Source organism: Paenibacillus sp. FSL W8-0919, from assembly GCF_038003785.1.
Classification (GTDB): domain Bacteria; phylum Bacillota; class Bacilli; order Paenibacillales; family Paenibacillaceae; genus Paenibacillus_AQ; species Paenibacillus_AQ lactis.
In genome coordinates, this window is the sequence record NZ_JBBOPV010000001.1 from 4552715 (window position 1) to 4578146 (window position 25432).

Here is a 25432-nt window from a genome sequence, read left to right on the forward strand (position 1 = left end):
GAATAAGGAATGAATGGTTTTGAAAAGCGGACCCAAGCGAAGAAAAATCAAGTTCTAGAAGCAACGTTTAACTTGATGAATACCGATGCCGGCATCGAAAATGTAACGGTAGATGAGATCGCGAGACATGCCAATGTCGGTAAAACGACGATATTTAAGTATTTTGGGAGTAAAGAAAACCTGATCCAGGAGGTGTTTAAGTATTTTTTAACTCAAATGGGAGAATCGGCCCGGGAGCTCATGGCCGAAAATAAACCTTTCGAAGAAACGATCATTGCCATGAGTCAGATCAAAATTCAATTTCTGGAGAAGATCAACAAGCAATTTTATTTCGATTTAATGGATTATTTTACGAAGAAAGGCGATGACGGATTATCACTGATGATGCAGCAATACGTCCAGGAAAGCTACAGTCTCATGTTGGATTTATTTCACCGCGGGCGTAAAGAAGGCAAGGTTGATCTCAAATATTCGGATGAATTTCTTCTGATTTATTTTCAGGCTCTGGTTGAAGGGATCTCCAGCCCCCACATTTACAAGAGGATTCTCCCTTATACCGCCCAATGGACGGAATTACTGATAAAAGGTGTTGCACCAAGCAAATAAAGCAATCAGTGAACGCCACAATTGATCCCCAGGCTCCTTTCACTGATTTAGAGCCCTTAGCCAATATCCTTCGCCACACTGCTATCATCGGGATTGGAGAGTCGACTCGCGGTGCCCGAAGCGCTCACCAGATATATCTCATTAAGGACCGACTTACGAGATTCCTTGTTGAACACCTGGGATTCCGTACGCTCTTTCTGGAGACGGACTGGACTATTGGGATGCAGCTTAATGAGTACTTGCGCGTACAGGCAAGGGCGACCCACAAGCTTTGCTTGCTGCAACTTGGAGCCCTTTACAGACAGAAGAGGTTCTCGATGCTCTATGTTGGATGCGCTCCTATAATATCCAGAACCCGGGCGATACGATTCGAGTTTTTGGTGGGTACTTCGGTGCAGGGCATGTTCAGGTATCCGACGAAGTGGCAAACTATGTACGAATAAATGCGCCAGAACGGCTGGATGAGCTAGAGACTCGTTATTCGTTTCTTCGTCCCTCGGGTGAAATCGACAAGCATATCGCGTGGTACTCGCCAGCAAAATAAACAGCGATTCATTGATGACGCACGACTGACCTACCAGCTCATTGCCGAACTCCCGAGAAATGACGGGCACGAATTGGCGCTTCAATACGCTCGTTTCATCTTAGGCTTCTATGAATACGAGGGCTTTGAGAGCCTTGACCTCGATCATCGAATGGCAAAAAACATGATTTGGTGGCACGAGAACACAGGTGACAAAGTTATGTATTGGCGAGGGATTGCACATAATTACGACCTTGAGAAAGATTCAACCTTTCACATAGTTGGGCCTCTCGCCAAATGGTTTGATATCATTATTCATTTTCGGGAGATTACGTCAGCCCGTAACTTGTTTTGATGTGAGGCGGTGATTGGAATGAGGATTTTAAAAGCTGGTTATGGTCTAGACCCTAATGGTTTCATAGTAAGCGATGTTAGCAAAGACAAAATTGATGATGTCTATATGACTTGCATCCATGAATCGATCGAGAGCATTAAACAGGTATTTCATCAACAACTTCATAGTGTTTATCTGTATGGTAGTGTAGCAGAGGAGAAGCGATTCCAAAGTCCGTTTTAATGGCGATATTGAACAGGTCCTTGACCGGACATTAGCAAGGTTAACAACGGCGTCTGGAGAAGATTATAAAACAATAACAAAAAGCTTCGCCCGTAAACTTATTTGAACATACTATTCCATGGTGATGGTGCGTTCTCAGATTTGGACGACTCGACTTCACGAGCAGGCCGAAGTCTTTCTTCAGCACTTCCCAGAAAAAGATTCCATCATTCACACTCTGCTTAATTGGATTGATGAACCCCCTACGGACCATAAGACTGTTAATGAGTTGTTAAAGATGGAGGGGGAATGGGTGAGCGCTAACTTTATGAATGAAGCGAAGGTCTTACATAGCTAAGGGTAGATGATTGATTCAACATCCTCTGATGGATTGACACTCCGGCCTTGTTCCACTTTCGCGTTGCCAAGCAGAAATAGGGCTGCCCTCCAGCTCATGGCTGGGGCAGCCTGTGACAGTTTGTTTATTCCGGTTTCACCGTAAAAATCTGAAACGTAACGCCGTACCGGTCGGTCACAACGCCATATGCAGGACTAAAATGAACTTCTTCAAGAGGGATATTCACTTGACCTCCTTGCTGCAGAGCTTGAAAGAAACGCTTTGATTGATTTACATCTGGCGTCGTCAAGCAAATATTCACTTGATTTCCTTCCTTGTAGGGAAAATCCGCATCAATGTCAGCCGCAAAAAGCTCCGTGTCGCCGATACGCAAAATAGAGTGAGCGAGTCGGGCTCTCTCCGTTTCGGACAATTTCTCGCCGCCTGGCGATTCTCCGAACGTCTGCTTAAACAGGATAGTCGCGCCTAACGCTTCCTCATAGAATCGGATCGCCTCTTCAGCCTTTCCGTCCAACATAATAAAAGGGATCGCTTTCAACATCGTTACCCGTCTCCTTTACATGTCTATTCGTAACTCCACTCATGGATACATCTACATTATGTCTCATAATAGTGACAATACTTGTCATGATAATCCAAAGGCAAAATAGGACGGGGAAGTTTTTTTACTCACGACTGCGAAACCGTGAGTTTTATTACAGATCTCAATGGATGGAGAATTTTTCTTATCTACTAACAATATAAATCTACAATATTGCTCTGTTCACGAATCAAATAGGGACATGATACCGTCAAGTCGGCTAAGGAGGATCCTATGAACATTGCGGTTATACAGGCTGATTGGAAAGTGGAAAAAATCGAATTCGCTAAGTTAACGGGGGAACGAGCCAGAAATGCGGGAGCCAATGGCAGAATCGGCATTCATGGCAAAAGCTGCACAGTGGATATCGCCAGAATTACGATCGATGGACAATCAGGTTACGGCAGCTCGATCCATATGACGCCGGAATGGGCCGAAAACATAATCGGCCGCCGATTGCTTGACTTATTCGATGAGCGTGGCCGGCTGCATGAAGCGTATCGTTTACAATTGGAATATCCCGTGTTCGATTGGTTAGGGAAGCGGGAAGGTAAACCCGTGTACCAATTAGTGTCCGGTGCCCGCACGCTATCGGGAGCCCCTTTGGTTGTCCCTTGTTATGATACCTCGCTATACTTCGATGATTTACATTTGCCCGATGAGCGGGCTGCAGTCGCATTGATGCAAGAAGAAGCGATGCAAGGTTATGCGAAGGGCCAACGTCATTTTAAGATTAAGGTTGGCCGAGGCGGACGCCATATGCCGCTCTGGGAAGGGACGAAACGAGATATCGCGATCGTACATGGGATTTCGGAAGTGGCAGGTCCCGCAGGCAAGATCATGATCGATGCGAATAATGCATATAATTTGAACTTAACCAAAGAGGTTTTGGCAGCTTTGGCGGACGTGAATCTATACTGGGTGGAAGAAGCCTTTCATGAGGATGAAGCCTTATACGAGGACCTGAAGGAATGGCTCCGTCAACGTGGACAGAATGTGCTTATCGCCGATGGGGAAGGTCTTGCAGCACCTCATCTTGTTGAGTGGGCGATTCGCGGCCGTGTAGATGTGCTGCAGTACGATATCATCTGGCCCGGCTTCACGCATTGGATGGAATTAGGCGAGAAGCTGGATGCCCATGGTTTGCGGTCTGCGCCTCATTGTTACGGCAATGCCTACGGCATTTACGCGTCGGGACATTTGGCAGCAGCGGTACGTAACTTCGAATTTGTGGAATATGATGATATTACAATTGAGGGAATGGACGTATCTGGCTACCGAATCGAAAATGGCGAGATCCATATTCCGGCCACACCGGGTTTCGGGATCGGCTTCGACGATGAACTTGTAACATACCTTGTAGGGCGATCCGGCTGGTCCCTAGATGCTGAAAAAATATTGTGAATGCTAGGCCACATCCCGTAGCGGAGAAGGGGGGACCTGCATGTTATACACGGAGGTAGCAAATTCGTCCTCGGCAGCGTCATCGCATAACGTCAACCAGTATACATGATCCCGCTGCTAGTCGAGAATGCAACCCAAAAAGAAACCTCTCCTTCGGTGAGATGGAAGTACAACCATCTATAACTGGAGGGAGAGGTTTTTTGGTGTATCAAATTGTCCCTTTTCATGATAACACCATCATAATGTATAGTATTGATTCAGACAATTGCTTTCTTGCTCACTGAAAATCTGAACGATGGCGGGAATGTCTACGCTTAAAGCCGCATAGCTGCGTTTTTTGTGATTTAACCGCACCTGTCTTATTAGACGATGCACTAACAATCATGAAAATTGAAAAGTATAGGGACCACCTAATGCAGAAAATGTCTCCTAGATGGATCTATTTTTTTCCTTTCATCCATGTCATTATCAAGATAAACAAAAAGGAAAATTTCCGCGCACGGGTCACTACTTTGTTTCGTACATTTTGGTCAAGGCACAAAATAACGTTTTAACAAATGGCGGTGTTATGATGATTTCTCATAAACTAAAAGTTATTGAACAGATGTCGGAAGGCGATGGGTTATCAAGGGAGTTTGAAGAAATTTTGATTCAAGGAGTGTCGATTGACTCAAGAACAGTTAAGCCAGGCAACTTATTTATTCCTATTATAAGAGAGCTAGATGGTCATAATTTTGTTACAGAGGCAATCGCTAAAGGGGCAGTGGCTGCTTTTTGGCAAACGGATCACCCGGACCCACCTATTCACCTGCCGCTAATCTTTGTTGATGACTGCCTAGAATCCTTACAAAAATTAGCGAAAGCGTATCGAAAAGAATTAGGAGTCAAAATAATTGGTGTTACGGGTAGCAACGGTAAGACGACTACGAAAGAAATGCTTCATTCAGTTTTAGAAACGAAGCTTCGCGTTTACAAAACAGAAGGCAATTTAAACAGTCAAGTAGGTGTCCCATTATCAATTTTAAGGATAAATAGAGATGTCGAAGTTGCAATAATTGAGATGGGAATGAGTGAAAGGGGACACATTGATCAGTTATCAAAAATTACCGAGCCGGACATCGCAATAATTACAATGATTGGGGTTGCGCATCTTTCAAGCCTCGGCTCCAAAGAAGGAGTAGCTGCAGCAAAATTAGAAATTTTAAACGGTCTAAAGAATGGTGGATGTCTAGTTTATAACGGTGACGACCCGTTGTTAACCACCAAACTCTGTAATATACTAAGAACCTCAATAGAAACCATAAGTTTTGGCCAAGAACATTTTAATGATATAACATCTGAAAATGTTGTGACTAACCCATACGGTTCCAAATTTTCTGTAGCTAACGATAAATTTTATCTCCCGCTTCTCGGCGAACACAATATTAATAATGCACTTGCTACAATTGCAATTGCATTAAAGATGGGCTTCAACTCAACAGAAATTAATGAGGGGTTTCGAAACCTAAAACTGCCCGGGATGAGAATGGAAAAGATTGATTCTTCTTTGGGATTTACAGTAATTAATGATGCATGGAATGCGAGTCCTGATTCTGTCAGTGCAGCAATAAAGACTTTTCAAGAACTAACAGGCTATAGAAAAAAGTATTTAGTAATTGGTGATATGCTTGAACTTGGTGATCGTGAAGAAGAGTTTCACCGAAACATCGGGAGAAGCCTTGATCCCCGTGAAATTAACTATGTATATACATTCGGCGAACTTAGCCGTCTTATTGCATTAGAAGCAACAAAGAATTACCCAGTTGGCGCAGTAAAAACATTTATGGATAAAATGGACTTGGCAAGATCTATAAAAAGAGTGATTACGGAGAATGACGTGATTTTATTGAAAGCATCAAGAGGAATGCAACTTGACGCAATAGTTCCAATACTAATGCAATAACTAATACGCAAATGGTTAGATAGCTCAATCTCACAATACGACGGCAGCCGGCTGGAGGATCGTCTGCCGTCGCCTCTGTTAACGGGAAGGACGGTTCTGATTTTCATTACCATAGAGTTCGTTCTATTAACCGTATATATGGTAAATTGTATAGGAATGGAGAGGCAAGCGATAAGCTTATTTACTTGCAAGTGAAGGGGATCAATATTCGATATGTTAAAAGAAGATAATATTCTGGATAGACTCCAGCAATTTGTGTCTGTGGACGCGGTTCAACGGGAGAGCATGAAAGCTAGCCTTGCCGAGGATATACTGTCGTCTGATGAAACTTTGAAAGCTGCGAATTGGATCGTTAGCTTTATCGAAAGCTTATGTCATGCCAAGCGGGATCTGGGCTTTTTCACTGTAGTAAACAACCCCGAGCTTGTTGCTGATTTAATAGAAGTAGCTTATGAATGTCTGCGTGAGAACGGTGTATTGCAACCATTCGTTACCCCAATGGCACGATTATTGTATATTGACAAAAAGGAACGAGACAAATTAGAATCGGAACGGTATGTGCAGTACCGGGCAGCAGCTATGTTGGATTCACTAATTTCCTTAAACGTTTCGTTGCCAGCGGAAGTCGTAGAGCTGTTGTTATCGGATTATTTTATCAATGATCTGCCTACGGAAGAGCTCAATAGCAGTATAAGGAAATATCCGGAGACTCAAGGTTTGATATTGGAATGCATGTCGAAATGGGGAATAAGAGAACCCAAGAGTCCGCGTAGTGATTTCCAGCGAGATGTTAAAGAGCTTTTTTCACGTTGTAAAAATCATCCGGATACAACTTGCTTGCCGGCAGGTTATGTTATTACAAAAAATGGGATCTCTAGACAAAGAACTGGCGGATGAGGATATATTGTGAATCTAAATCGGAGTTCGGCTAGGATTATATTGTTAATTCGTAACAAACCATACCAATGTGAAACGTGTGGAACGTTTAGAACCTATGGACTTTAAAAGCCGCATATTGCGGTCTTTTTTCTTTTAAGTAAGCACATACAGATTATTTACTTTACTTAAACGAGGATCGAGGCGTATAATCCGTTTCAGACATCGGAGAGAGAAGAGGGGACGTAATCATGAATAATGGATTGGTCAACGCTATTATTGCGTATATCATGTGGGGGGTTCTCCCGCTTTATTGGAAGTTGTTTGATAATGTGCCGGCAGGCGAGATTCTGTCACATCGGGTTGTCTGGTCGTTCGTCTTCATGGGTATTCTCGTCGCGCTCCAGCGCCGTTGGGGTGAACTCAGGAAGATTGCAGCTAGCCGCTCGCTGCTGCTGTCGCTCACTGCCAGCGGATTGCTGATCGCTGCGAATTGGCTGATCTTCATCTGGGCGGTCAACAACGGCCATGTTGTCGAGACAAGTCTCGGCTATTATTTGAACCCGTTGCTGAATGTACTGCTTGCGGTGGTATTCCTTCGCGAGAAGCCAAGCCGCGGTCAATGGCTCGCGATTGCCATCGCGGGTGCCGCGGTGCTCATCATCGCCATCGACTACGGGAGGTTCCCGTGGGTTGCGATCTCGCTGGCCGTGTCGTTTGGCTTATACGGTCTTGCGAAGAAGAAGATCGCGCAAGACGCTTCTGTGGGCTTGTTGTCAGAGACGGCTGTCGTCCTGCCCGTCGCACTCGGCTACTGGATTTATCTGGCTGCCGTAGGAAAGACAACGGCATGGACGCTGCCTCCGTCCATGTTCATCGAACTGCTTCTTTCCGGCGTTGTAACGGCGCTGCCGCTGCTCTTCTTTGCCCGGGCGGCTGCCCGGATGACGCTGTCCACGCTCGGCTTCGTACAATACATCGGGCCAACGATCATGCTGTTGCTGAGCGTATTCGTGTTCAAGGAATTCGTCTCCCCGATATTGCTCGTTGGCTTTGCGCTCATTTGGACAGCGCTCGTCGTATATGCTTCGTCATCGATTCGAAGCGCGAAACTCGCGAAGGCGAGCTGAAGGGAAAGGCGCCCGCTAATGAAGGATGGATTTTAACATAAGCCATTTGTAAGAGGAATGATCCATAAGAAGAAAAGGAGTTAACCGAAATTTTTCAAATTGGTGTCGGAGGACAAAAACATGGTCCCAATATAAGTCGCTATTTTGAACTTAACCCTGTCAAGTAGACAGCCTAAAAAAGCAGCCTTAAGCAACCCTAGTTCGGTACTCAACCGGACTAAGGTTGTTTAGTTTTTGTTGAAAACGTTCATGGTTGTAAAAATGGATATATCGTTCAATTGCCTTTACGAGCTCTTCCTCGGTCGAGAAAGTGTCGAGTCGAAGACATTCTGACTTCAGGTGTCCAAAGAAGCTCTCGATACAAGCGTTATCCCAGCAGTTTCCCTTACGCGACATACTCACTTTAATTTTCTTACGCTTCAAAAAAGCATGGTACTCCTTGTGAGTATACTGGAAGCCCTGGTCGCTGTGGAGCAGCAGGTTGGCTACTTTGCGTTTATGTACAGCTGCTTGTACGGTCTCCAGCACAAGCTTTAAATTGTTGTGGCGTCCGATCCGAAAGGCAACCACCTCGTTGTTATACAGGTCAAAAATAACCGACAGGTACAGAAAGCGAGAGCCGATTGGCAGATAGGTCACATCGGTGACCCATTTCGTATTGGGTGCCGTGGCGTTAAAATCCCGATTCAGTACATTGGTTGAGGTAATCCCTGCCTCCCGACGGCCAAAGTATGGCTTCCTTCGCCTAATGCGCGCACGAATCCCCAGTTCTTTCATCAGCCGGTACACACGCTTATGGTTGACGTTCAAGCCAAAGGTTTTCTTTAGCCAGACACGAATCCGTGGGTATCCGTAAATGCCCTTTAGCTGAGTATGGCACTCTAGAATCTTCTCTTTCAGAGCCTGCTCATCGATCTGTTTGGGCGTTGGATTATTCTTTCTGGCTGCCCATTTGTAGTAACTACTTCGAGCGATACCTGCCAGTTCACACAGCAAGGCCACGGGGTAGTTGCTAGTTAGCGCTTCGATGGCTTGGTAGGTTTGACGTCGCTTTGCTCTTGCCCCCTTTGCAGTTCCCATAGCTTTTTTAGCAAGGCATTCTCCGCTCGCAGCCGCAGGACTTCTTCCTCCAAGGTTTTGGCCTTCTTCGGTCTCCCGTTCTTCGAACCCGTCGAGGTGCCTCTTTTTTCCTTGAGACCCTCAATTCCTTCTCGCTCGTAGTGAGCCACCCATCTTCGAACCATCCTATCATCGATGCCCAAGGTCTTGGCTACCGTCTTGTAGCCAAGACCTTCCTCCAGGAACATCGCAACAGCCTTGCGCTTAAATTCGATGTCATATGTCTTTCTTATTTCGCCCATGGAAAAAATCCCCTCCAAAGTAGACTTTAATGCGCTTTTTACACACTGTCTACTTAAAGGGGATAATATCATTTTAGCGGCTTTTTTGTTTTTTCGTACAACTCCTTGCCCCCGGACAAGGACTATGGTCCGATTACCGATTTGACACAGTACCAATTAAATCCGACAGTTTTTCTCATTAAGGCGCCGGGATTGAAAGGGCCTACTTTCATACAAAATTAGAACCTTCCTTTTTGGCAAAGGGAGGACAGGGCGTAATTTTTTCTCAATAACCCACCTTACCGTAAAGTAAGGTAACTGTAAGATAAACCATTGGTTTGTCTTTTTCTTTTTCATTATGATACATACAACCAAGTAACCATAAGGAGGATTAAATCTGACTGATAATCAAATTATTAAGGCCATTACGATCATATCATTTATATTTTTGATTGCTTTTATCAGCCTTCATACCATTGTTCCACCAAGCCCAGATAAGAAGGCGGATATCTCGGAAAATTTCTCAGCAGATCGTGCTGTCCAACACTTAAACCACATCGCAAAGACTGCTCATCCAAGCGGATCAATCGAAAATGAAAAAGTAAGAAATTATCTGGTTGAACAATTAAAATTAATGGGATTAAAACCAGAAATCGAACACTCCAATCATGCTTCTCTATACCCAAAAATGTTAACTGGCGGAGATATGTACAACGTGATTGTTAAACTTGAAGGTACTAGCAGTGATCATGCAATGATGATGTCTGCACACTATGACTCTGTTCAACAAGGACCGGGAGCTAGTGATGATGGAAGCGGAGTTGCCGCTTTATTAGAAACCATACGTGTATTAAAATCAGCTCCACCTTTAAAAAATGATATCTATTTCGTGTTTACTGATGGCGAAGAGCAAGGATTAATGGGTGCAAAGGAATTTTGGACGAAATCAAAACATAAACAAAAAATTGATCTCATCATTAATTTCGAGGCTAGAGGAACAAGTGGTCCGTCTATCATGTTCCAAACCAGTGATCATAACGGTTGGATGGTAAAAGAATTTGCCAAAGCAGCCCCAAATCCCGTTACCTCATCCTTACTAGGAAATCTTTTTGAAATCATGCCAAACGACTCGGATTTAACGGTTTCCAATGAAAATAAAATACCCGGGTTGAATTTTGCTTATGGTGATGGATGGACTGGATATCATACACCACGTGACGATGTCAAACACCTAGATATACGTTCGCTAGAGCATCAAGGGCGAAACGCCTTAGCAATGGCAAGGCACTTCGGTCAATTGGAATTAAATGATATTAAGAAAGAGAATGCCGTTTATTTTAACTTTTTTGGTGTAGTCATTTCCTACTCTTATTACTGGGTCTATCCCCTTACAGGGCTGATTGTACTTGTATTCGCGATGGTTACGATCATTGCAGTTAAGAACAAGCGCGCCTCTTACAAAGGCTTAGGGTTCAGTTTGCTAGCTATCCTGTTCGCTGTCATTTCTTCGATCTTCGCAACGGTAATGATTTGGATGGGTGTAAACGCACTTTGGGGAGAAAAAATGACCTTATTCAGTGGGGCAATATATGACAGCTCTTATTATCAATGGGCATTTCTATTACTCACGGCATCTATCAGTTTCCTTATCTGGAGGAAATTCCGTTCCGTAAATGAATGGGAAATGACTTTGTCGGCGATCTTTCTTGGTGTCATAGTTCTCATCCTGTTAACACAATTTCTACCTGGTGCCAGCTATCTGTTTGCTTGGCCATTGCTTGTATCACTACTGATACTTGGGTGGGTAATTTGGAAGAATAAAATGGATACAATAAGTGCCAATACATGGATATTATCCCTTAAATCCTTCTTACCCGTAGTACTGTTCGCCCCACTGCTCAAGTTACTTTTCACCTTTTTTCCGGTTAGTCTTGCACCTTACCTCATGTTACTTTTCGTTTGGCTCTTAGCTTTGCTGTTCATGCCATGTAAACAGTTATTCCAGCTTGGACAATGGGTGCCTTATACCCTCATAGGAATCGCGGTAGTAATAATATCGATTAGTTTTTTCAGAGCTAACCCAAGTGCAGATCGACCTATAGATAGTAACTTATTCTATGTCGTGGATCAGGATAAAAAACAAGCACAGTGGGTTACAACCCAACCACCAGATGATTGGACGAAGAAATATATAACTTCAACGAATACTTCCAATATTAAAGCTATCTTACCGTTTAACTATGATAAACAAGCATGGGTAGGAAATGCACCTGTACGAAACTATCAAATACCACAAATAAAGCTAGTAAAGACGGGGATAAAGCAAGGGAATAAAATGATTCATTTTCGATTCACAGGTGGAACCGATGTGCAAAACATGTATCTGTATATACCTGGTGGTCGCGTTCAAAAAATAAAAGTTGATGAAGAATCCTTTACCATTCCTAAATCAATGGAAACTTTCTATTACAAACAAGCAGGTATTCCAAAACAAGGTTTGGATGTCATTGTAGAAGTTAAAGGAGATCAGCCCATAGAGTTTACTTTTGGTTCTGAACAACATCCTGATCCAGAAATCCGCTCCAAACGTCCATCCCATCTAATTACGAGCGGGCTGTTTGATGAAAGCATTGTAGTAATCGAACGTATTACGTATTAATTCTTTAGCGTGCTGAATACAAATCATCACATGAGGATTGAAGGAAGGCAGCCATTTGCGGTTGTCTTTTTTTCGCTGGATTACTCCCTAATTTATGGAAGTATGATATTCTTATGAGAGAATATTACAGAGGAGAGAGCAGAATGTCGGAACATGATGAACTAGCAGCGCAAAGACGCAAAAATTTAAGGCTTATTCATTTCAGCAAAGAGGATCAATCGCTTGTCGAGTCTGAGAAACCAAAAGAGACGTTTGCCGACGTCGGAGGCTTGGAAGAGGTTAAGAAGAAAATCAGAATGAATTTTATATTACCTCTGAAGCAGCCGGAAGTATATGCTGCATACGGCAAACAAGCTGGAGGGAGCTTGCTCCTGTACGGGCCACCCGGATGCGGCAAAACATTTTTGGCACGAGCGGTGGCAGGCGAGATCGATGCTAATTTCTTTCATGTAGAGCTTCAGTCAATTCTTTCGATGTATTCTGGCCAGAGTGAACATAACTTACACGATATATTTGAAAAAGCGCGGGAAAACAAACCTTGCGTTATTTTCATTGATGAAATCGATGCCCTTGGAGGCAGCCGGCATCAAATGCGCCAGCATCATGACCGCATGCTTGTTAACCAATTACTGCTGGAGCTTGACGGTCTGCAGGCGGAGAACGATAACGTGTTTGTCATCGGAGCAACCAATACGCCTTGGTACCTTGATTCCGCATTGAGACGTCCCGGTCGCTTTAACCATCTGGTTTTTGTACCGCCGCCTGAAGAGGCAGAGCGGCAAACCATTCTCGAACTGAAGCTATCCGGTAAGCCGCTGGGTTCGCTGAACCTGCCCAGAATTGCTGCAGAGACGAAGTTTTATTCCGGAGCCGACTTAGAGCAGTTAGTCCATGATGCCGTAGAATCAGCGATGGAGCGTACGTTTGAGAAGGGTGAGATCCAGCCTATTACTCAGGACGATTTAAAGAGATCCACAAAAGGCCGAAAGGCAACAACGCTGGATTGGTTTGCTACAGCAAAGAATTACGCGACGTTCAGTGACGTTAACGGGGATTATCAAATCGTATTGGATTACATTAAGAAGCATGGCGTCAAGTCGTAATGTATAGGAGGGGATAGAGCAGGTGGAGGACGTACATCATTACGCCGCATATACGAAGGCGCAGCAGCTTATCAAATGGAGGCGGTATAAAGAAGCTTTAAAGGAAGCTGAGCAGCTAATAAGCCAAGTACCGGAGCACCCGGACGTCTTTGCGCTAATCTCGCAAATTCACTTATTCATGGATGAATACGACAAAGCACTGCATTGGTCGAATCAGGCGCTTAAACGGGAACCACAGCACGAGCTGGCCTGGTTTGTGCGCGTCAGCGTTTACTACTATACGGATAAGGATCGGGCTTTCGAAGAAGCTCTGCAAGAAGCTTTACGGATAGATCCCTATGAGCCTCATTATTATTATCTGCAGGCAAATATGTTGAACAAAAAGGGGAGGCCAAAGCAAGCAAAGACGGCACTTTCACATGCGCTTGAACTGCGTCCGGAATCACCATTATATTTGGCTTTGTTAAGCTATACGGAAGCGTTGCTGACAAACTTCGAGGATTCTGCCAGGTTGGAAAGGCAAGCCCTCAACAATAATATGGAATCGCCAAATGTATATTTTTTCCTCGGCTTGTCGTCTGGCCAGCGTGGGGAATACAAGCTGAAAGAGACGTATATGCGAAATGCCGTCCGCTTGGACCCGGACAACAAACAGTTCCAGGATGAATTTTTAGATGCGCTTCAGCATAACGAAAAGTTATTTAAAATATGCTTGTGGCCAGTAAAATATTTGCGGAAAATGAAGAACTGGCAGATTCTGCTCACCTGGGTTGTGGCAATGCTATTCTTTAGGCCTTTGCTCATTTTGTTCATCGTGTTGTATGTGCTCTTGCATTGGGTAACCAAAGCCATCGTGCATGTCAAAGTTTTTGGCTGGGGACGCAGAGGCGTATAAGCTTTTTGTGTACGAGAAGAACATAAGGGCATTGCTTGCTTAAAAGTCCATCAGGTACATACACGTTACGATAACGAATTATCAGATATTGCTTTGCTTGGAGAGAAGAGACCTCTCGGTAAGGCTGGGGCATATTGAAAGAAGTTGTAGTATGTTGGTTGCTAAGATAACCGGGAACTAAAGTTGAATAAATGACCATCTTGGATATAAATCACAAGAGCTTCCATTCTAATGGGAGCTCTTGCTCTGTGATGCATTGATTTCATTACACACTGTAATCAAATATTGACACATGTCATATTCTGGAACTACGCTGTATAAGAGCTTTTTAATACATACGATGAACGATTGCTCCATGAATGAGTCTGAATGATCTTAAAAGGAAGTGATTAGGTATCATGCAAATTCAATTGAGCAGACCGCCAGACCGCAAACATCCCTATTGGCTGCCGCTTACGACGATCCTCGCCGTCATCCTTTTTGTCTCCCTTCTGCATTGGTTCGAGAAGCCGCCGCAACCCAGGGGAACGGACGCGCCAGAAACCGAGTTCTCCGCTGAACGGGCGATGGTCCATGTCGAACGGATTGCACAGGAGCCCCACCCCATGGGATCGCCTGCCAATGGGGAAGTCAGGGCATACTTGGTGGAACAGATGGAGTTGCTCGGCTTGAACCCGGAGGTTCAGGAGTTTAAAGACCGTCTAACAACAAAATACATCGATACTGACGTCCAGCTTACGAACATTCTGGGGGTCATTAAGGGCACCGGACCGGGCAAACCGCTCCTTCTTATGTCCCACTACGACTCGGTACCTACCGGGCCCGGGGCGAATGATGCATCGGTAAGCGTGGCTTCATTGCTGGAGACGGCAAGGGCAATACAAGCCGGATCTCCTCCTCAGAATGATATTTGGATTCTATTGACGGACGGGGAAGAGAAAGGCCTGCTGGGAGCCGAGGTGTTCTTCCGTGACCCGCTGCATCGTGAGGTTGGCATGATCGCAAATTTTGAAGCCCGAGGATCAAAGGGTTCATCCTTCATGTTCTAGACCAGCGATGGCAACGGACGGATTATCGAAGAATACGCGCGGGCTGTGTCCAATCCTGTCAGCAACTCGCTCTTGGTGGACCTTTACAAGCAACTGCCGAACGATACCGATCTGACGGTGGCCCTGGAGCATGGTCTTCCGGGACTGAACTTTGCCTATGGCGATGGTTGGGTAGCTTATCATACCCCTATGGACAATACGGAGAATGTCTCCCTTGAGACCGTGCAGCATCAAGGCGAGAATGCGCTCGCCATGGCAAGGCATTTCGGCAATCTCGACTTGTCAGACTTGTCCTCCACAAGCAACCGCATTTATTTCAATTTGTTCGGCCTGCTGGTTCATTACCCTACGCAGTGGGCGATTCCGATTACTGTTGCGCTTGCAGCGTTATGGCTGGCCTTTGCTTGGTTGTATGCCCGATTCTCCTTACTAACCACAAAGGGGAGTTTAATCGGGCTCGGAACCCCGATTCTGGCCGCCGTGCTATCAACCGCACTGAGCTATGGCTTGTGGACGCTGATCGAAACGTTGTGGGCCGGCAAAATGACGCAGCCTACAGGCGCAACTTATGATACGCTTCTCTACAGCATCAGCTTCGTTCTGGTAACACTCATCGTTCATGTTGCGCTTACCCGCTGGATCGTGCGGAAATCGAATGAATTAGAGATGCTGCTTGGCGGCGGATTTCTGTTCCTACTGCTGCTCATCGGCTCAACCTGGTTTCTGCCGGGTGCAAGCTATCTATTTTCGATCCCACTGCTGATCCATTACGCTGCATTGATATGGGCGGCATGCACCCGCGATCCGCTAGAAACCTTAAACCATCCTGCCGTAGTTTTGGGAACGACGCTTGTCCCTATTCTGATGTTCACATCGGTCTTTCATATCGTATTCCTCTTGTTGCCGCCGGGAGTTCACCTGTTCAGCGTCGTGTTGATCGGAATGATCCTTGCCCTGATGTCTCCTGCCGTCCGGATGCTCGCGCATTCCTGGAAATGGGTATTGCCGGCTGCGTTCATTGCCATCATCGTTCTGCTCGGTATCGGATGGAGCCTGGCCGAACCCGGGCCGGATCGACCTGTATATGAGAGACATTAGCGTTCTGCTTAAACGTTAACGAATGTTACCGTTCATAATTAAACACCATCATGCAAAACAAGCAATCGCGAAAACCGCGTTTGCTTGTTTTGCATAATCGAGATATGCCCGTTGGAGGCGACAGAGAACTATGGACACCCCTTTGTCACATGATCCTTGCCGTACATTGTTGATCTCTTTTATGGGATATTAAACAGAGTGGTTAATGTTTTTTTCGAAGCTAACGGGCGGGTAAGAAGAGGGAGGGTGTCAACGGAACAGCATATACACCCCGGATCGTAGGGGCATAGGAAGTGGATTTCCTGCATGTTTGTACGCCGGGCTACCAACTCTTATAATTATCATTGCCCGTGAGGCAAATAAACGGAAAATGTTGTACCTTTCTCGGGTTCACTCTCAACGCGGATGAACCCACCATGGGCTTTTACAAAATGATGCGCGATGGATAAACCGAGTCCCGTACCGCCTGTATGCCGCGAGCGTGCTTCGTCCACGCGGTAAAATCGATCGAATAGGCGGGGCAATGCTTCCTCCGATATTCCGATGCCGGTATCGATCACCGAGACACGTACAAAGTACGCATTCCGATCCACGACCCGCTCTTCGATTTTAACCATAATCTCCCCACCACTTGGCGTGTAACGAATCGCATTGGTCAGCAAATTAAAGAAAACCTGCGTTATCCGTCTCGGATCGACCATTACGGAAATCGGTCTCGAAATCGTATAAAGACTAAGGGCAATTCCGTTTTCTTCCGCTTCAAATTTCACGTCGTCCACAATTCGTTCTAAATGAACCGTCAAATCAAGCGGTTTGCGATGGAGCGACAACCGTCCTGCTTCTGCCAACGATAAGACATGTAAATCATCGACTAGCAAGCTCATTCGGATCACTTCATCATGAATCCGAAGTAACATTTCTGGCGAGATCTGTTGGCCGGCCTGTTGATAATTCTCCAGTTTAAGCTGCATCAAGGACAGCGGCGTGCGAAGCTCGTGGGCAACATCGGCCACCAATCGACTGCGAGCTTCTTCAGCTTCACTCAGGCGAAACGTCATATCATTGAATGTTTGAGCGACTTTCCCATACTCATCTTTCGTGTCCACAGGCACTTTGGCGTTAAGGTCACCTTGGGCCACGCGCTCTATTGCGGCTATTAGCTTTTTAAGCGGGAGGGTCAGCACCCCTGATATCCAAAAGCTGAAGAGTAACCCGATGGTAATAAAAAAGAGCAAGCGTACGCCGTGTGTTACATTAAGCAGTGTGTCCAGCTTCATATTGTCAATGAAATAAGAGATAAAGATTTCGATTTGATCTTCGGGCATGGCTTTCAAATAGTTGGCATCGATGCGTTCCTTTCGAAATTGATCGACCAGTTCACCTGCGTAAAGTTGTGTTGTAAGGGAGAAAGTGATACTTACAATGAGCATGAGAAGCACCATACAGGCAAATACTTTCATCCGAAACGTTATCTTCATGAACGTTCACCGAATCGGTAACCGAAACCATATACCGTCTGAATATATCGGGGATTGGCAGGATCGTCTTCCAATTTTCGGCGAAGATTCCGGATATGGGAATCCATCGTTCTTTCGTATCCCATGTACTCATCCTCCAAAGCAGCCTTTAATAATTGTAAACGGCTAAAGACTATGCCGGGACGACCCGCGAGTGTGAACAAAATTTTGAATTCAGTTGGTGTCAATTGGATTTCATGACCGTCTTTGAATACCTGACATCTGGCTTCGGAAATGATCAAGTTGTCTCTTTCCAAGAACATCGACTTGTCTTCAGGCCCGTTTAATCGGCGAAGCACAGCTCTGATGCGCGATGCGAGCTCGCGCAAGCTGAATGGCTTCGTCAAATAATCATCCGCACCGATTTCCAGACCGACGATTTTATCAGATTCATCCGATCGCGCCGTGACCATAATAATGCCGCAATGCGAGGTATGCCTTATTTCGCGGCATACGTCGATTCCGCTTTTCTCGGGAAGCATCCAATCAAGCACGACGAGATCTGGATTTTCAGACCGGGCAATCATGAGCGCTTCATTGCCGGTACAGGCGGTCAATACCTTGAACCCTTCACGCTGCAAATAGGTCTGCATCTCCTCCAGCATTCCCGTTTCGTCCTCCACAAGCAGCAATTTCGGTCCCATTCCCATCACATCCTTTCCTTTTAATTCCTTTCACTTACGAGTACTCACCGCTTACCGAAAATTATACCGTGATTAGGAAGGCTCTTAAAGAAATCCACGCAAATAGCGGAAGATCTGCATAAGATCTCGACATTTGATGTGTAAACTGGCTGTGAAAGGAGAGAAATTTTCAAAACGGAAGGAATGACTGCGTATGCGTCGTCGATTGAGAAAACCTAGATTCGCATTCAACTCGTGGTCAATGATCTGGCTGTTGCTGTCGAAACTTGGAGGTTCAAAGCAAGCGATGGAAAAACAAAAAGGAGGAGTAATTAACAAATGAAAATGATGCTAGTTTCATTCCTAATACTTTGTGCATGCCTACTCGTTCCAACTATTGTCTTTGCTGAAGCAACCAACAGTAATGTCGTATACGGATTAACCCAAGGACGCCTCTGGGCCACTTTGGACGCGGCGTTGGGACTAGTCAGCGTGGTAATCGGCGGACTGTCTCTGGCCCGCTCCGTCCGTCGCATCGGCAACGGTGGGCGAAACGGGGCAATCGTAGCCACGGTTTTAGGGCTGATCGTCATATCGTACGCCGGGGTGCATCTCACCATCTTCACTGGTGATTTCGGCACCGGCGCCGGGCGAGCTGGGGCTATCATTGCTATCTTGATGGGGCTGATCGGCATGGTCCTCGCCGGGCTAACTCTGGCCCGTTCCCGCCGCACCGGCTGACTCTACAATTGTATAGGAATCGGTTCTAGTATCGTGCAATTATCTCCCCTAGTGCCTACTAGTTGTCTTCGATTGACAGCAATAAGGCTGCGTGGTAATTTGAAGACAGAATAACAAAGGCAATGCAACCTTCGGGTTCAACCTCGCTGAGAAGTGGGTTGGACCCTTTTTGCATTCCAAAAGAAAGGGAGGATTCGTAATGTTAAGAACGGAATTGTTGTTACAGCGGCTGGGCGATATCGGGAAGTCGCTCGAACGGAAGGGGGGAGCTCTTTTATTATTAGGAGTTGGTTCCGTTGGGGTCGAGACAGAACGGTTGGATGAATATTCGGATTTAGATTTCTTTGTCATTGTAAAGCCCGGGGAGAAAAACAGATATATAGACCGATTGGATTGGCTCGAGGATGTACACCCTCTTGCCTATTCGTTTAAGAATTCTGATGTTGGCTACAAAGTACTGTTCGAGGATGGTATTTTCGGGGAATATGCTGTATTCGAGGAATCGGAGTTGGCTAACGCGACCTATACGGCAGGCCGGGTCATTTGGAAGGATCCAATGTATGCTAATACGGCAATCGCCAAACCTTCCAATCCGGTCCCCAGCCTAAGAGCGGATTGTTTGGACTTTCCTTTGAATGAAGCGCTAACAAACCTATACGTGGGGCTCGGTCGCTATGCAAGGGGAGAGCGTCTTTCCGCGACGAGGTTTGTTCAAGGCTACGCAGTGGACAGGATTCTATCCGTCCTCCATCTACTGGAGCAAGAGGTGGAATACTTTCCCGACCCATTCGGCAATGAGAGGCGGCTGGAGAGGAGATTCCCCCGTTTTGCGGAAATCATAGGAGACATGATACAGGGATACCATCATGTTCCCGAGTCGGCGCTTCGTATTTTAAATTTTATCGAAGAAGTGTATCCAGTCAATCGAAGGTTAAGCGAAGAGATACGGCGATTGGCTAACCTGACTAGCCAATAAAGTATTGCGGGGATCCGAATCATCACAAAGGGCAAGTCTTTCGAGGCTTTACTAGCCGGTTTTATTGAAAAGCAGCGGTACTCCATGTTCGAAACGAGTAAGGGGGGACTGCTGCCGATTCTTTTTAAGCTCCGGCGAGCTTGTTCCCATTCGATACAGACAGGTTTCGTGTCAGGTTAGTCGCAACTTGTTGTATAATTTTAGTAAGGAGAAAGGGAGGGGGAACGAAGTGCATAAACAAAGTAAAATAAATAAAAAAGCTTGGGAGTATCGTGCATATGAATTTTGGCATAAAAGAGATGGTTCTCCTGAGGAAAAAGCACGTCTGCTATTAGAAAACCCGCTCGCGGCACTTAAAAAGCATAAAGGCCTTTTTGAACATGTTCAAGGCAAAAAGATTGCTAACCTTTGCGGTTCAAATGGAAGAAAAGCTGTTCCGTTAGCTTTACTAGGAGCAGAGGTGACTGTATTCGATATCTCTGAGGAAAACAAAAAATATGCTTTAGAGCTGGCAGCAAGCGCAAATATCACATTAGAATATATCGTCACCGACATATATGATATTGACCTAAAGGAGTACGGAGGATATTTCGACATTCTATATTTAGAGGGAGGAATATTACACTATTTCGGTGATTTGGACAAGTTCATGAGTATTCTTTACGCCTTATTGCATAATGGTGGACAATTGGTTTTAAGTGATTTCCATCCCTTAGGAAGATGTATCTCATCTCATGGCGAGGTCAATTACTTTGATACGGAAATAAAAAATGGAGATGTGGCGTATAAAGGAGCATTTGATATAGATGAGCAGAAAGACTTCCCCGATGTCTCCATTCGATTGTACACGTTAAGTGATATTATTAATTCGGTCGTCGCATCAGGGTTCAGATTGCAAAGGTTTGATGAGCATCGTGGATGGAATAATGAAAATATCCCTTGGGAATTTACTATCCTGGCGGACAAATAGATGTTAAAGTAAGGCGAACTAATAACTTATTAATCAACTTCGAAGAAGCCGTCGATCGGGAGCTTCATTTCGTTAACAGCAGGATTGCTACATACAAGCACAGAATTCCAAATATGGGATATGTCGCTAAGAGGGTGAAAAATGGACTTCATATTTATCAGGCACGGTCATGGAGAGCATCTTATCGATTATCCAAATCGGTTGAATACTCTGCATCCTAGTCTTACGGAGTACGGCAAATTTCAAGTAACGCAGCTACGAAATGATACTATAATTGATCCTGATGATTTAGTTCTTGTGAGTCCAACTAAACGCACAATAGAGACGGCAGCTATTTTAAAAAATGATTTGGACTTTGTAATTTCTCCATTTGTTGGTCCGAGAATGTTTCCTCAGAACCCCGATCTCCCTTTTTTAGCATGTGATCATATCCTTTCTAAAACTGAAATTCGAAATCTGTATGGAGATATTGAAATTCTCGATTTCAATTTGGAGTGCTGGAAAGAAGGGATTAACCAGATTGAGCAATATATCTTTGAAGGATATGCTAAGCGATTAATAGCGTGGATCGGGGAAAGATATAAAACAATTTTCATGATTTCACATGATGGCACGATAACGAATTACCGGATATTGCTTGGAGAAAAAGGATTGACCCGAAAAGATTTTCTCGGTGAGGCTGGGGTATATCGATTGAAATTGTAGTCTGTTGGTTAATGGGCCGATCGATAAGACCCATAGAGACCATGGGAGCTGCATAATTTGCGGTCTCTTTGTTGTGAGTATGTAAGGGCCTGTGCTGTTTCATGTTGAGAACACTTACACCCTATTATTGAAGATTTGAAGATGCAATGGTGCTAGAAGAAAGCTCCTAGAGGGGAACAGGTTTTGTTACAGGAAGCAACGCAATGGTCAACAAGAGCATTCCTCCAAACAACAAAATCATCCGCAAAGCTACGATTTCACCGAAGGGAGTTGGGGAACATGCTTTTGTTAATCTTAGCCTTTTTATGGTTTATTTGGTTTTTGATTGTTATTCTGTATTATTTATGGACCACTTTATTCTGGTCGATGATATTTCGTGCCCAAAAATTTGAGAATGAGGGGAAACGCACACTCTCAGGTTTTGTCACTTTGGTCTCCGTAGCCTTGAACATATTTATCTTGAAAATCATTTGCTATTTTACGGATACGCCGAGTTTGTTCAAATACTCTGAAATTACCTCGGCTTGTTTTACGGTTGCATTTATTTATCTCGTCGCATTAGGAATTGCAACCATTCCTTTTATCAAGAAAGACGGAGCCTATTTGCTGAAGCTTGCTCTATTTGGTAAGCAGAGGAAGAAAAAGAAGTGGTAAAAAACCACCCCATCGTTTTAACTGAGCTCTTTATGAGGTTCGTCATTGTCAGAAGGGATATTTCGATATTTCGCAAGCCATCATTTCAAACCCTGCCTGCGATATAGCTATTTATTGCCCGTATCGAAGAGCTGGTCATCGAGTACAGCGATTTGGAGCTTGTTGAGGCGCATAATCGGCCATGCTGACCAGTTCATCCCGTTTTTCTCCGGATCATGTCGCTTGGGAAAACCAGAGATCCGTTGGATGGTATTTGAACGGAAATCTTCAAACTCTGCGCAGAATATAATACTCCGGTGTTGCTCCATATATACCCTCCGAGCGGGGGATAGGCTTGTTAAGCTCTCGATATGTAAATACCGCCCTTCTCCAAAGAGGAAATCGGCGGTATTTGTATTGGATAATAGCTAAGCAAATGCAAAAGTAAAGCATGAATTACTCCCCAAAGAAATTTCTGCATACATGCAAAATACCCTCGGCGTAAGGATAAGGAGCAACGTTGTTATGGCCTGCTTTTGCCTCAGCTGTTGCATTCTGGAGAAGATATCCATGGGCAACCATCTGAAGCATCTCGATGTCATTACCACTGTCTCCAAAGGCCAATGTTTTGGAAGGGAGTACCTGACAATAATCCATCAGGAATTGAACAGCCGCTTTTTTTCCAGTTCCAGCCGGGATAAAATCGACATCATATGCGTGCTCCGGATCTCCCGCCTTTGGATTGCAAACATTGATATTAATGCCGATCCCCTGATTTGCAGCCAGGTGCCTGATGATGCTTAAATCGTATTGGGTTCTTGTTGGTGATATCGGATAATAATAGTAGTTCATTTTATATCCGGATTGACCAAATTGAGTTTGTTCGTGAAGGAGAATGTTGTATGTTGATTTTAATTCGCTAATTAAATCCTCCACATCTCTTCGAGAGTATCCGGATGCTCCAATAATCTTTGTCCATGATGGAACAGTGACCAGATGTCCGTCAGACTCCACCTCCCACATCTCTGTGCCCAGATTGCTCGCTATATAATGGGGGAGCTGCGTCATACCGGCTATTTTCATTTTTGCTTGAAGTTGCTGAACACTGCTTCCGGTAACCCAAGCTATTTTTACTTGACGATTTCTGGCTAGCTGCTGGAGGTATTGCTCCAGCTCGTATACCATATTGAGTTGTTCAGGCAAACATTCATGCGGATAATAGGTTTCGTCGAAATCAAAAAATATCAGGTATTCAGTTACAGCGGGGATATAGATGACTTGCATACGTGTCATTCCTCCTACAGTTTGATAACGATATCATAGTTGCAGGGAACGTTCCCAGGTCAATACTTTAGATGAGGTGTTCGTTTTGCCCACCATAATAGATATTTCTCGAGTAAGCGGTCTCTCCAAGTCAACCGTATCACGCGTGTTAAACAACCATCCGCATGTATCGGATGAGAGCAGACAAAAAGTCCAGAAAGCCATTAAGCAGCTGGGATATGTCCGTAATACGCAGGGGGTTCAGTTGCGTCTTCAGGCCAGCAATCATATCGGTGTGATTGTCCCGGATGTGGAGCATCCCTTTTTCAGTCAGCTTGTTAGCGCATTAAGTCGGTCTTTAGGCTCAGCGGGGTATCGACTTGTCATCTATCAGACCGAATTATCCCGCGAGTATGAACGAGATGTGTATGCCCGATTGTTACGACGAGAAATGGATGCCGTGGTTATTGCTCATTCCCATTTCTCTGAAAGAGAGATTAAAGAATATATAGGTTCTTCCATTGGAATCATATGCAACGAAGCGATGGACGGAGAGTTCCTCGATGTCTTTCGATTGGATGAAGAAGATGCGGTCTTTCAAGCGACAGCCTATTTGCTGTCCAAGGGGCGCCGTCATTTATTTTTCTGTATGGATCAACTGACACCATTGCAAGAGCGAAGATGGAGAGGGTTTCAACTGGCTCACCAACAATTTGGCCTTGCTTGTACGAAAGCGCAATGTTACACGGGTCTGGTGACTATGGAGGATGGTTACTCTTTGGGAGAACAATTATTTACTTCTGATGATTTGCCGGATGGAATGATAACAGGTAGTGACTTTGTAGCTACCGGTATTTTGAAGGCAGCAAAGCAAACTGGGATATCCGTACCGCAAAATATGTCCATCATCGGATGCGATAACCATCCTGTAGGACTGATGACTGACCCGGAGCTGACCACATTAACCAATTGTATTTCCGATATGGTGAGGGATGTTACGGAATGTCTTACCAGGAGATTGAAGGGACTGCAATTTGCTCCTATCGTGAAAACCTACAAGGCTTCGCTGATTATCCGTAAATCTACTTGAAAAAAGAGAAGTGAAGGTAAAATAAAAAGAACGACCGCGATCTCTACTAAACAGTGACACCTTTCAATTAAAACGACAAGAAGATTCATGCTTTAATAGCCGCATAGCTGCGGCTATTTGCGTTTTAACCGTATATGCTCTTGTCAAACCCCCACGCCATGAGCATATCGTTAGATGAAAAAGAAAGAACATTCGAACTGTGACAAGTTGGTACCGAATTGGAAGGGATTAATAATCACTCATAGAATAACAAGAAGATGATTATGTAATAAAATTTCGACAATAAGGAGATCAAACTATGGCAAATAACAAATTATTAAGAATGGACAATGTTGGCATCGTTGTGGATTCACTCGATGACGCAATCTCTTTCTTCGAGGAAATTGGCTTGAAGCTTGAAGGACGAGCTACTGTCGAAGGTGAATGGGCTGGTCGCGTAACCGGGCTGGGCTCACAGAATGTAGAGATTGCTATGATGGTTACCTCGGATGGCCACAGCCGACTTGAACTTTCGCGATTTCTCACCCCGCCTACTATATCAGACCACCGAACTGCTCCTGTAAATGCTCTCGGTTATCTGCGCGTCATGTTCGCCGTTGAAGACATTGACGAAATGGTATCCAGACTCTCTAAACATGGTGCTGTGCTCGTTGGCGAAATTGTTCAGTACGGGGACTCGTACCGGCTCTGCTACATTCGTGGCGTTGAAGGACTTCTAATCGGTTTGGCCGAACAAATCGGAAATAATTAAGTAACGTTTTTTACGGACGCGAAGGCTGCCTTAGCCGGCTAAGA

General features: G+C 44.9%; 22 protein-coding genes and 2 pseudogenes. 17 read left to right on the forward strand and 7 right to left on the reverse strand.

Annotation, left to right across the window (positions count from 1 at the left end):
- Window positions 1-9 precede the first annotated feature (9 nt).
- On the forward strand, window positions 10-606 hold the full coding sequence (locus NST44_RS20630) for a TetR/AcrR family transcriptional regulator (protein WP_007128035.1): 597 nt from the start codon (window positions 10-12) through the stop codon (window positions 604-606).
- A 256-nt stretch (window positions 607-862) separates the two neighbouring features.
- Window positions 863-1150: pseudogene (locus NST44_RS31100) on the forward strand (erythromycin esterase family protein); the annotation flags it as partial.
- A gap of 1017 nt (window positions 1151-2167) precedes the next feature.
- On the opposite strand, the gene NST44_RS20635 reads toward NST44_RS31100, so the two are convergent.
- Window positions 2168-2584, reverse strand: a complete 417-nt coding sequence (locus NST44_RS20635) for a VOC family protein (RefSeq protein ID WP_340900499.1) — start codon at window positions 2582-2584, stop codon at window positions 2168-2170.
- Between the two features lie 273 nt (window positions 2585-2857).
- Between NST44_RS20635 and NST44_RS20640 the strand changes: the two genes are divergently transcribed.
- The 4 genes from NST44_RS20640 to rarD all read left to right on the forward strand — a co-directional run bounded on the left by NST44_RS20640 (window position 2858) and on the right by rarD (window position 7975).
- Window positions 2858-4027 carry an enolase C-terminal domain-like protein gene (locus NST44_RS20640; protein ID WP_210094862.1) on the forward strand — a complete coding sequence of 390 codons (1170 nt, stop codon included), beginning with the start codon at window positions 2858-2860 and terminating at the stop codon, window positions 4025-4027.
- A gap of 433 nt (window positions 4028-4460) precedes the next feature.
- Complete coding sequence (locus NST44_RS20645; protein ID WP_340900500.1) at window positions 4461-5969, forward strand: UDP-N-acetylmuramoyl-tripeptide--D-alanyl-D-alanine ligase; 1509 nt, start codon at window positions 4461-4463, stop codon at window positions 5967-5969.
- Between the two features lie 213 nt (window positions 5970-6182).
- The gene (locus tag NST44_RS20650; RefSeq protein WP_340900501.1) at window positions 6183-6866 is read left to right on the forward strand and encodes a hypothetical protein; all 684 of its coding nucleotides are present in this window, start codon (window positions 6183-6185) and stop codon (window positions 6864-6866) included.
- Between the two features lie 230 nt (window positions 6867-7096).
- On the forward strand, window positions 7097-7975 hold the full coding sequence (gene rarD, locus NST44_RS20655; protein ID WP_340900503.1) for an EamA family transporter RarD: 879 nt from the start codon (window positions 7097-7099) through the stop codon (window positions 7973-7975).
- Between the two features lie 186 nt (window positions 7976-8161).
- Here rarD and NST44_RS20660 read toward each other — a convergent pair whose 3' ends face one another.
- Both NST44_RS20660 and NST44_RS20665 read right to left on the reverse strand, forming a co-directional pair.
- On the reverse strand, window positions 8162-9055 hold the full coding sequence (locus tag NST44_RS20660) for an IS3 family transposase (RefSeq protein WP_138919311.1): 894 nt from the start codon (window positions 9053-9055) through the stop codon (window positions 8162-8164).
- Entirely contained in the window at window positions 8992-9336 is a 345-nt protein-coding gene (locus NST44_RS20665; protein WP_007128026.1) for a transposase, read from the reverse strand. Before NST44_RS20665 ends, NST44_RS20660 begins: the two co-directional genes overlap by 64 nt.
- Window positions 9337-9763: 427 nt before the next feature.
- Here NST44_RS20665 and NST44_RS20670 point away from each other — a divergent pair, with 427 nt between their 5' ends.
- The 4 genes and pseudogenes from NST44_RS20670 to NST44_RS20685 all read left to right on the forward strand — a co-directional run bounded on the left by NST44_RS20670 (window position 9764) and on the right by NST44_RS20685 (window position 16119).
- Window positions 9764-11974, forward strand: coding sequence for a M20/M25/M40 family metallo-hydrolase (locus NST44_RS20670; protein ID WP_340900504.1), 2211 nt, complete (start codon window positions 9764-9766; stop codon window positions 11972-11974).
- A 143-nt stretch (window positions 11975-12117) separates the two neighbouring features.
- Window positions 12118-13077: an ATP-binding protein gene (locus NST44_RS20675; RefSeq protein ID WP_007128023.1), complete on the forward strand. Its 960-nt coding sequence runs from the start codon at window positions 12118-12120 to the stop codon at window positions 13075-13077.
- Window positions 13078-13099: 22 nt separating this feature from the next.
- Window positions 13100-13972, forward strand: coding sequence for a tetratricopeptide repeat protein (locus NST44_RS20680; protein WP_007128022.1), 873 nt, complete (start codon window positions 13100-13102; stop codon window positions 13970-13972).
- Window positions 13973-14625: 653 nt separating this feature from the next.
- Window positions 14626-16119 (forward strand): annotated as a pseudogene (locus NST44_RS20685) (M28 family peptidase).
- 341 nt (window positions 16120-16460) lie between these two features.
- On the opposite strand, the gene NST44_RS20690 reads toward NST44_RS20685, so the two are convergent.
- Both NST44_RS20690 and NST44_RS20695 read right to left on the reverse strand, forming a co-directional pair.
- Window positions 16461-17597, reverse strand: a complete 1137-nt coding sequence (locus tag NST44_RS20690; RefSeq protein WP_340900506.1) for a sensor histidine kinase — start codon at window positions 17595-17597, stop codon at window positions 16461-16463.
- Complete coding sequence (locus NST44_RS20695; RefSeq protein WP_340900507.1) at window positions 17594-18280, reverse strand: response regulator transcription factor; 687 nt, start codon at window positions 18278-18280, stop codon at window positions 17594-17596. The genes NST44_RS20690 and NST44_RS20695 overlap by 4 nt, the downstream gene beginning before the upstream one ends.
- Window positions 18281-18598: 318 nt before the next feature.
- Between NST44_RS20695 and NST44_RS20700 the strand changes: the two genes are divergently transcribed.
- From NST44_RS20700 to NST44_RS20720, 5 genes are all read left to right on the forward strand, one after another.
- Complete coding sequence (locus NST44_RS20700) at window positions 18599-19000, forward strand: DUF6223 family protein (protein WP_028405259.1); 402 nt, start codon at window positions 18599-18601, stop codon at window positions 18998-19000.
- Window positions 19001-19199: 199 nt separating this feature from the next.
- A complete protein-coding gene (locus NST44_RS20705; protein WP_007128016.1) occupies window positions 19200-19976 on the forward strand; it encodes a hypothetical protein in 777 nt (258 codons plus the stop codon).
- Window positions 19977-20205: 229 nt separating this feature from the next.
- The gene (locus NST44_RS20710; protein ID WP_007128015.1) at window positions 20206-20946 is read left to right on the forward strand and encodes a class I SAM-dependent methyltransferase; all 741 of its coding nucleotides are present in this window, start codon (window positions 20206-20208) and stop codon (window positions 20944-20946) included.
- A gap of 141 nt (window positions 20947-21087) precedes the next feature.
- On the forward strand, window positions 21088-21651 hold the full coding sequence (locus tag NST44_RS20715; RefSeq protein ID WP_007128014.1) for a histidine phosphatase family protein: 564 nt from the start codon (window positions 21088-21090) through the stop codon (window positions 21649-21651).
- 183 nt (window positions 21652-21834) lie between these two features.
- On the forward strand, window positions 21835-22305 hold the full coding sequence (locus tag NST44_RS20720) for a hypothetical protein (RefSeq protein WP_138919310.1): 471 nt from the start codon (window positions 21835-21837) through the stop codon (window positions 22303-22305).
- Between the two features lie 107 nt (window positions 22306-22412).
- On the opposite strand, the gene NST44_RS20725 is transcribed toward NST44_RS20720, so the two are convergent.
- A complete protein-coding gene (locus NST44_RS20725; protein ID WP_007128012.1) occupies window positions 22413-22613 on the reverse strand; it encodes a hypothetical protein in 201 nt (66 codons plus the stop codon).
- Between the two features lie 127 nt (window positions 22614-22740).
- Window positions 22741-23568 carry an HAD-IIB family hydrolase gene (locus NST44_RS20730; protein WP_007128011.1) on the reverse strand — a complete coding sequence of 276 codons (828 nt, stop codon included), beginning with the start codon at window positions 23566-23568 and terminating at the stop codon, window positions 22741-22743.
- A 76-nt stretch (window positions 23569-23644) separates the two neighbouring features.
- On the opposite strand from NST44_RS20730, the gene NST44_RS20735 reads away from it, so the two are divergent.
- Window positions 23645-24637 carry a LacI family DNA-binding transcriptional regulator gene (locus NST44_RS20735; RefSeq protein ID WP_312889714.1) on the forward strand — a complete coding sequence of 331 codons (993 nt, stop codon included), beginning with the start codon at window positions 23645-23647 and terminating at the stop codon, window positions 24635-24637.
- Window positions 24638-24935: 298 nt separating this feature from the next.
- A complete protein-coding gene (locus NST44_RS20740) occupies window positions 24936-25388 on the forward strand; it encodes a VOC family protein (RefSeq protein ID WP_340900511.1) in 453 nt (150 codons plus the stop codon).
- Window positions 25389-25432 lie beyond the last annotated feature (44 nt).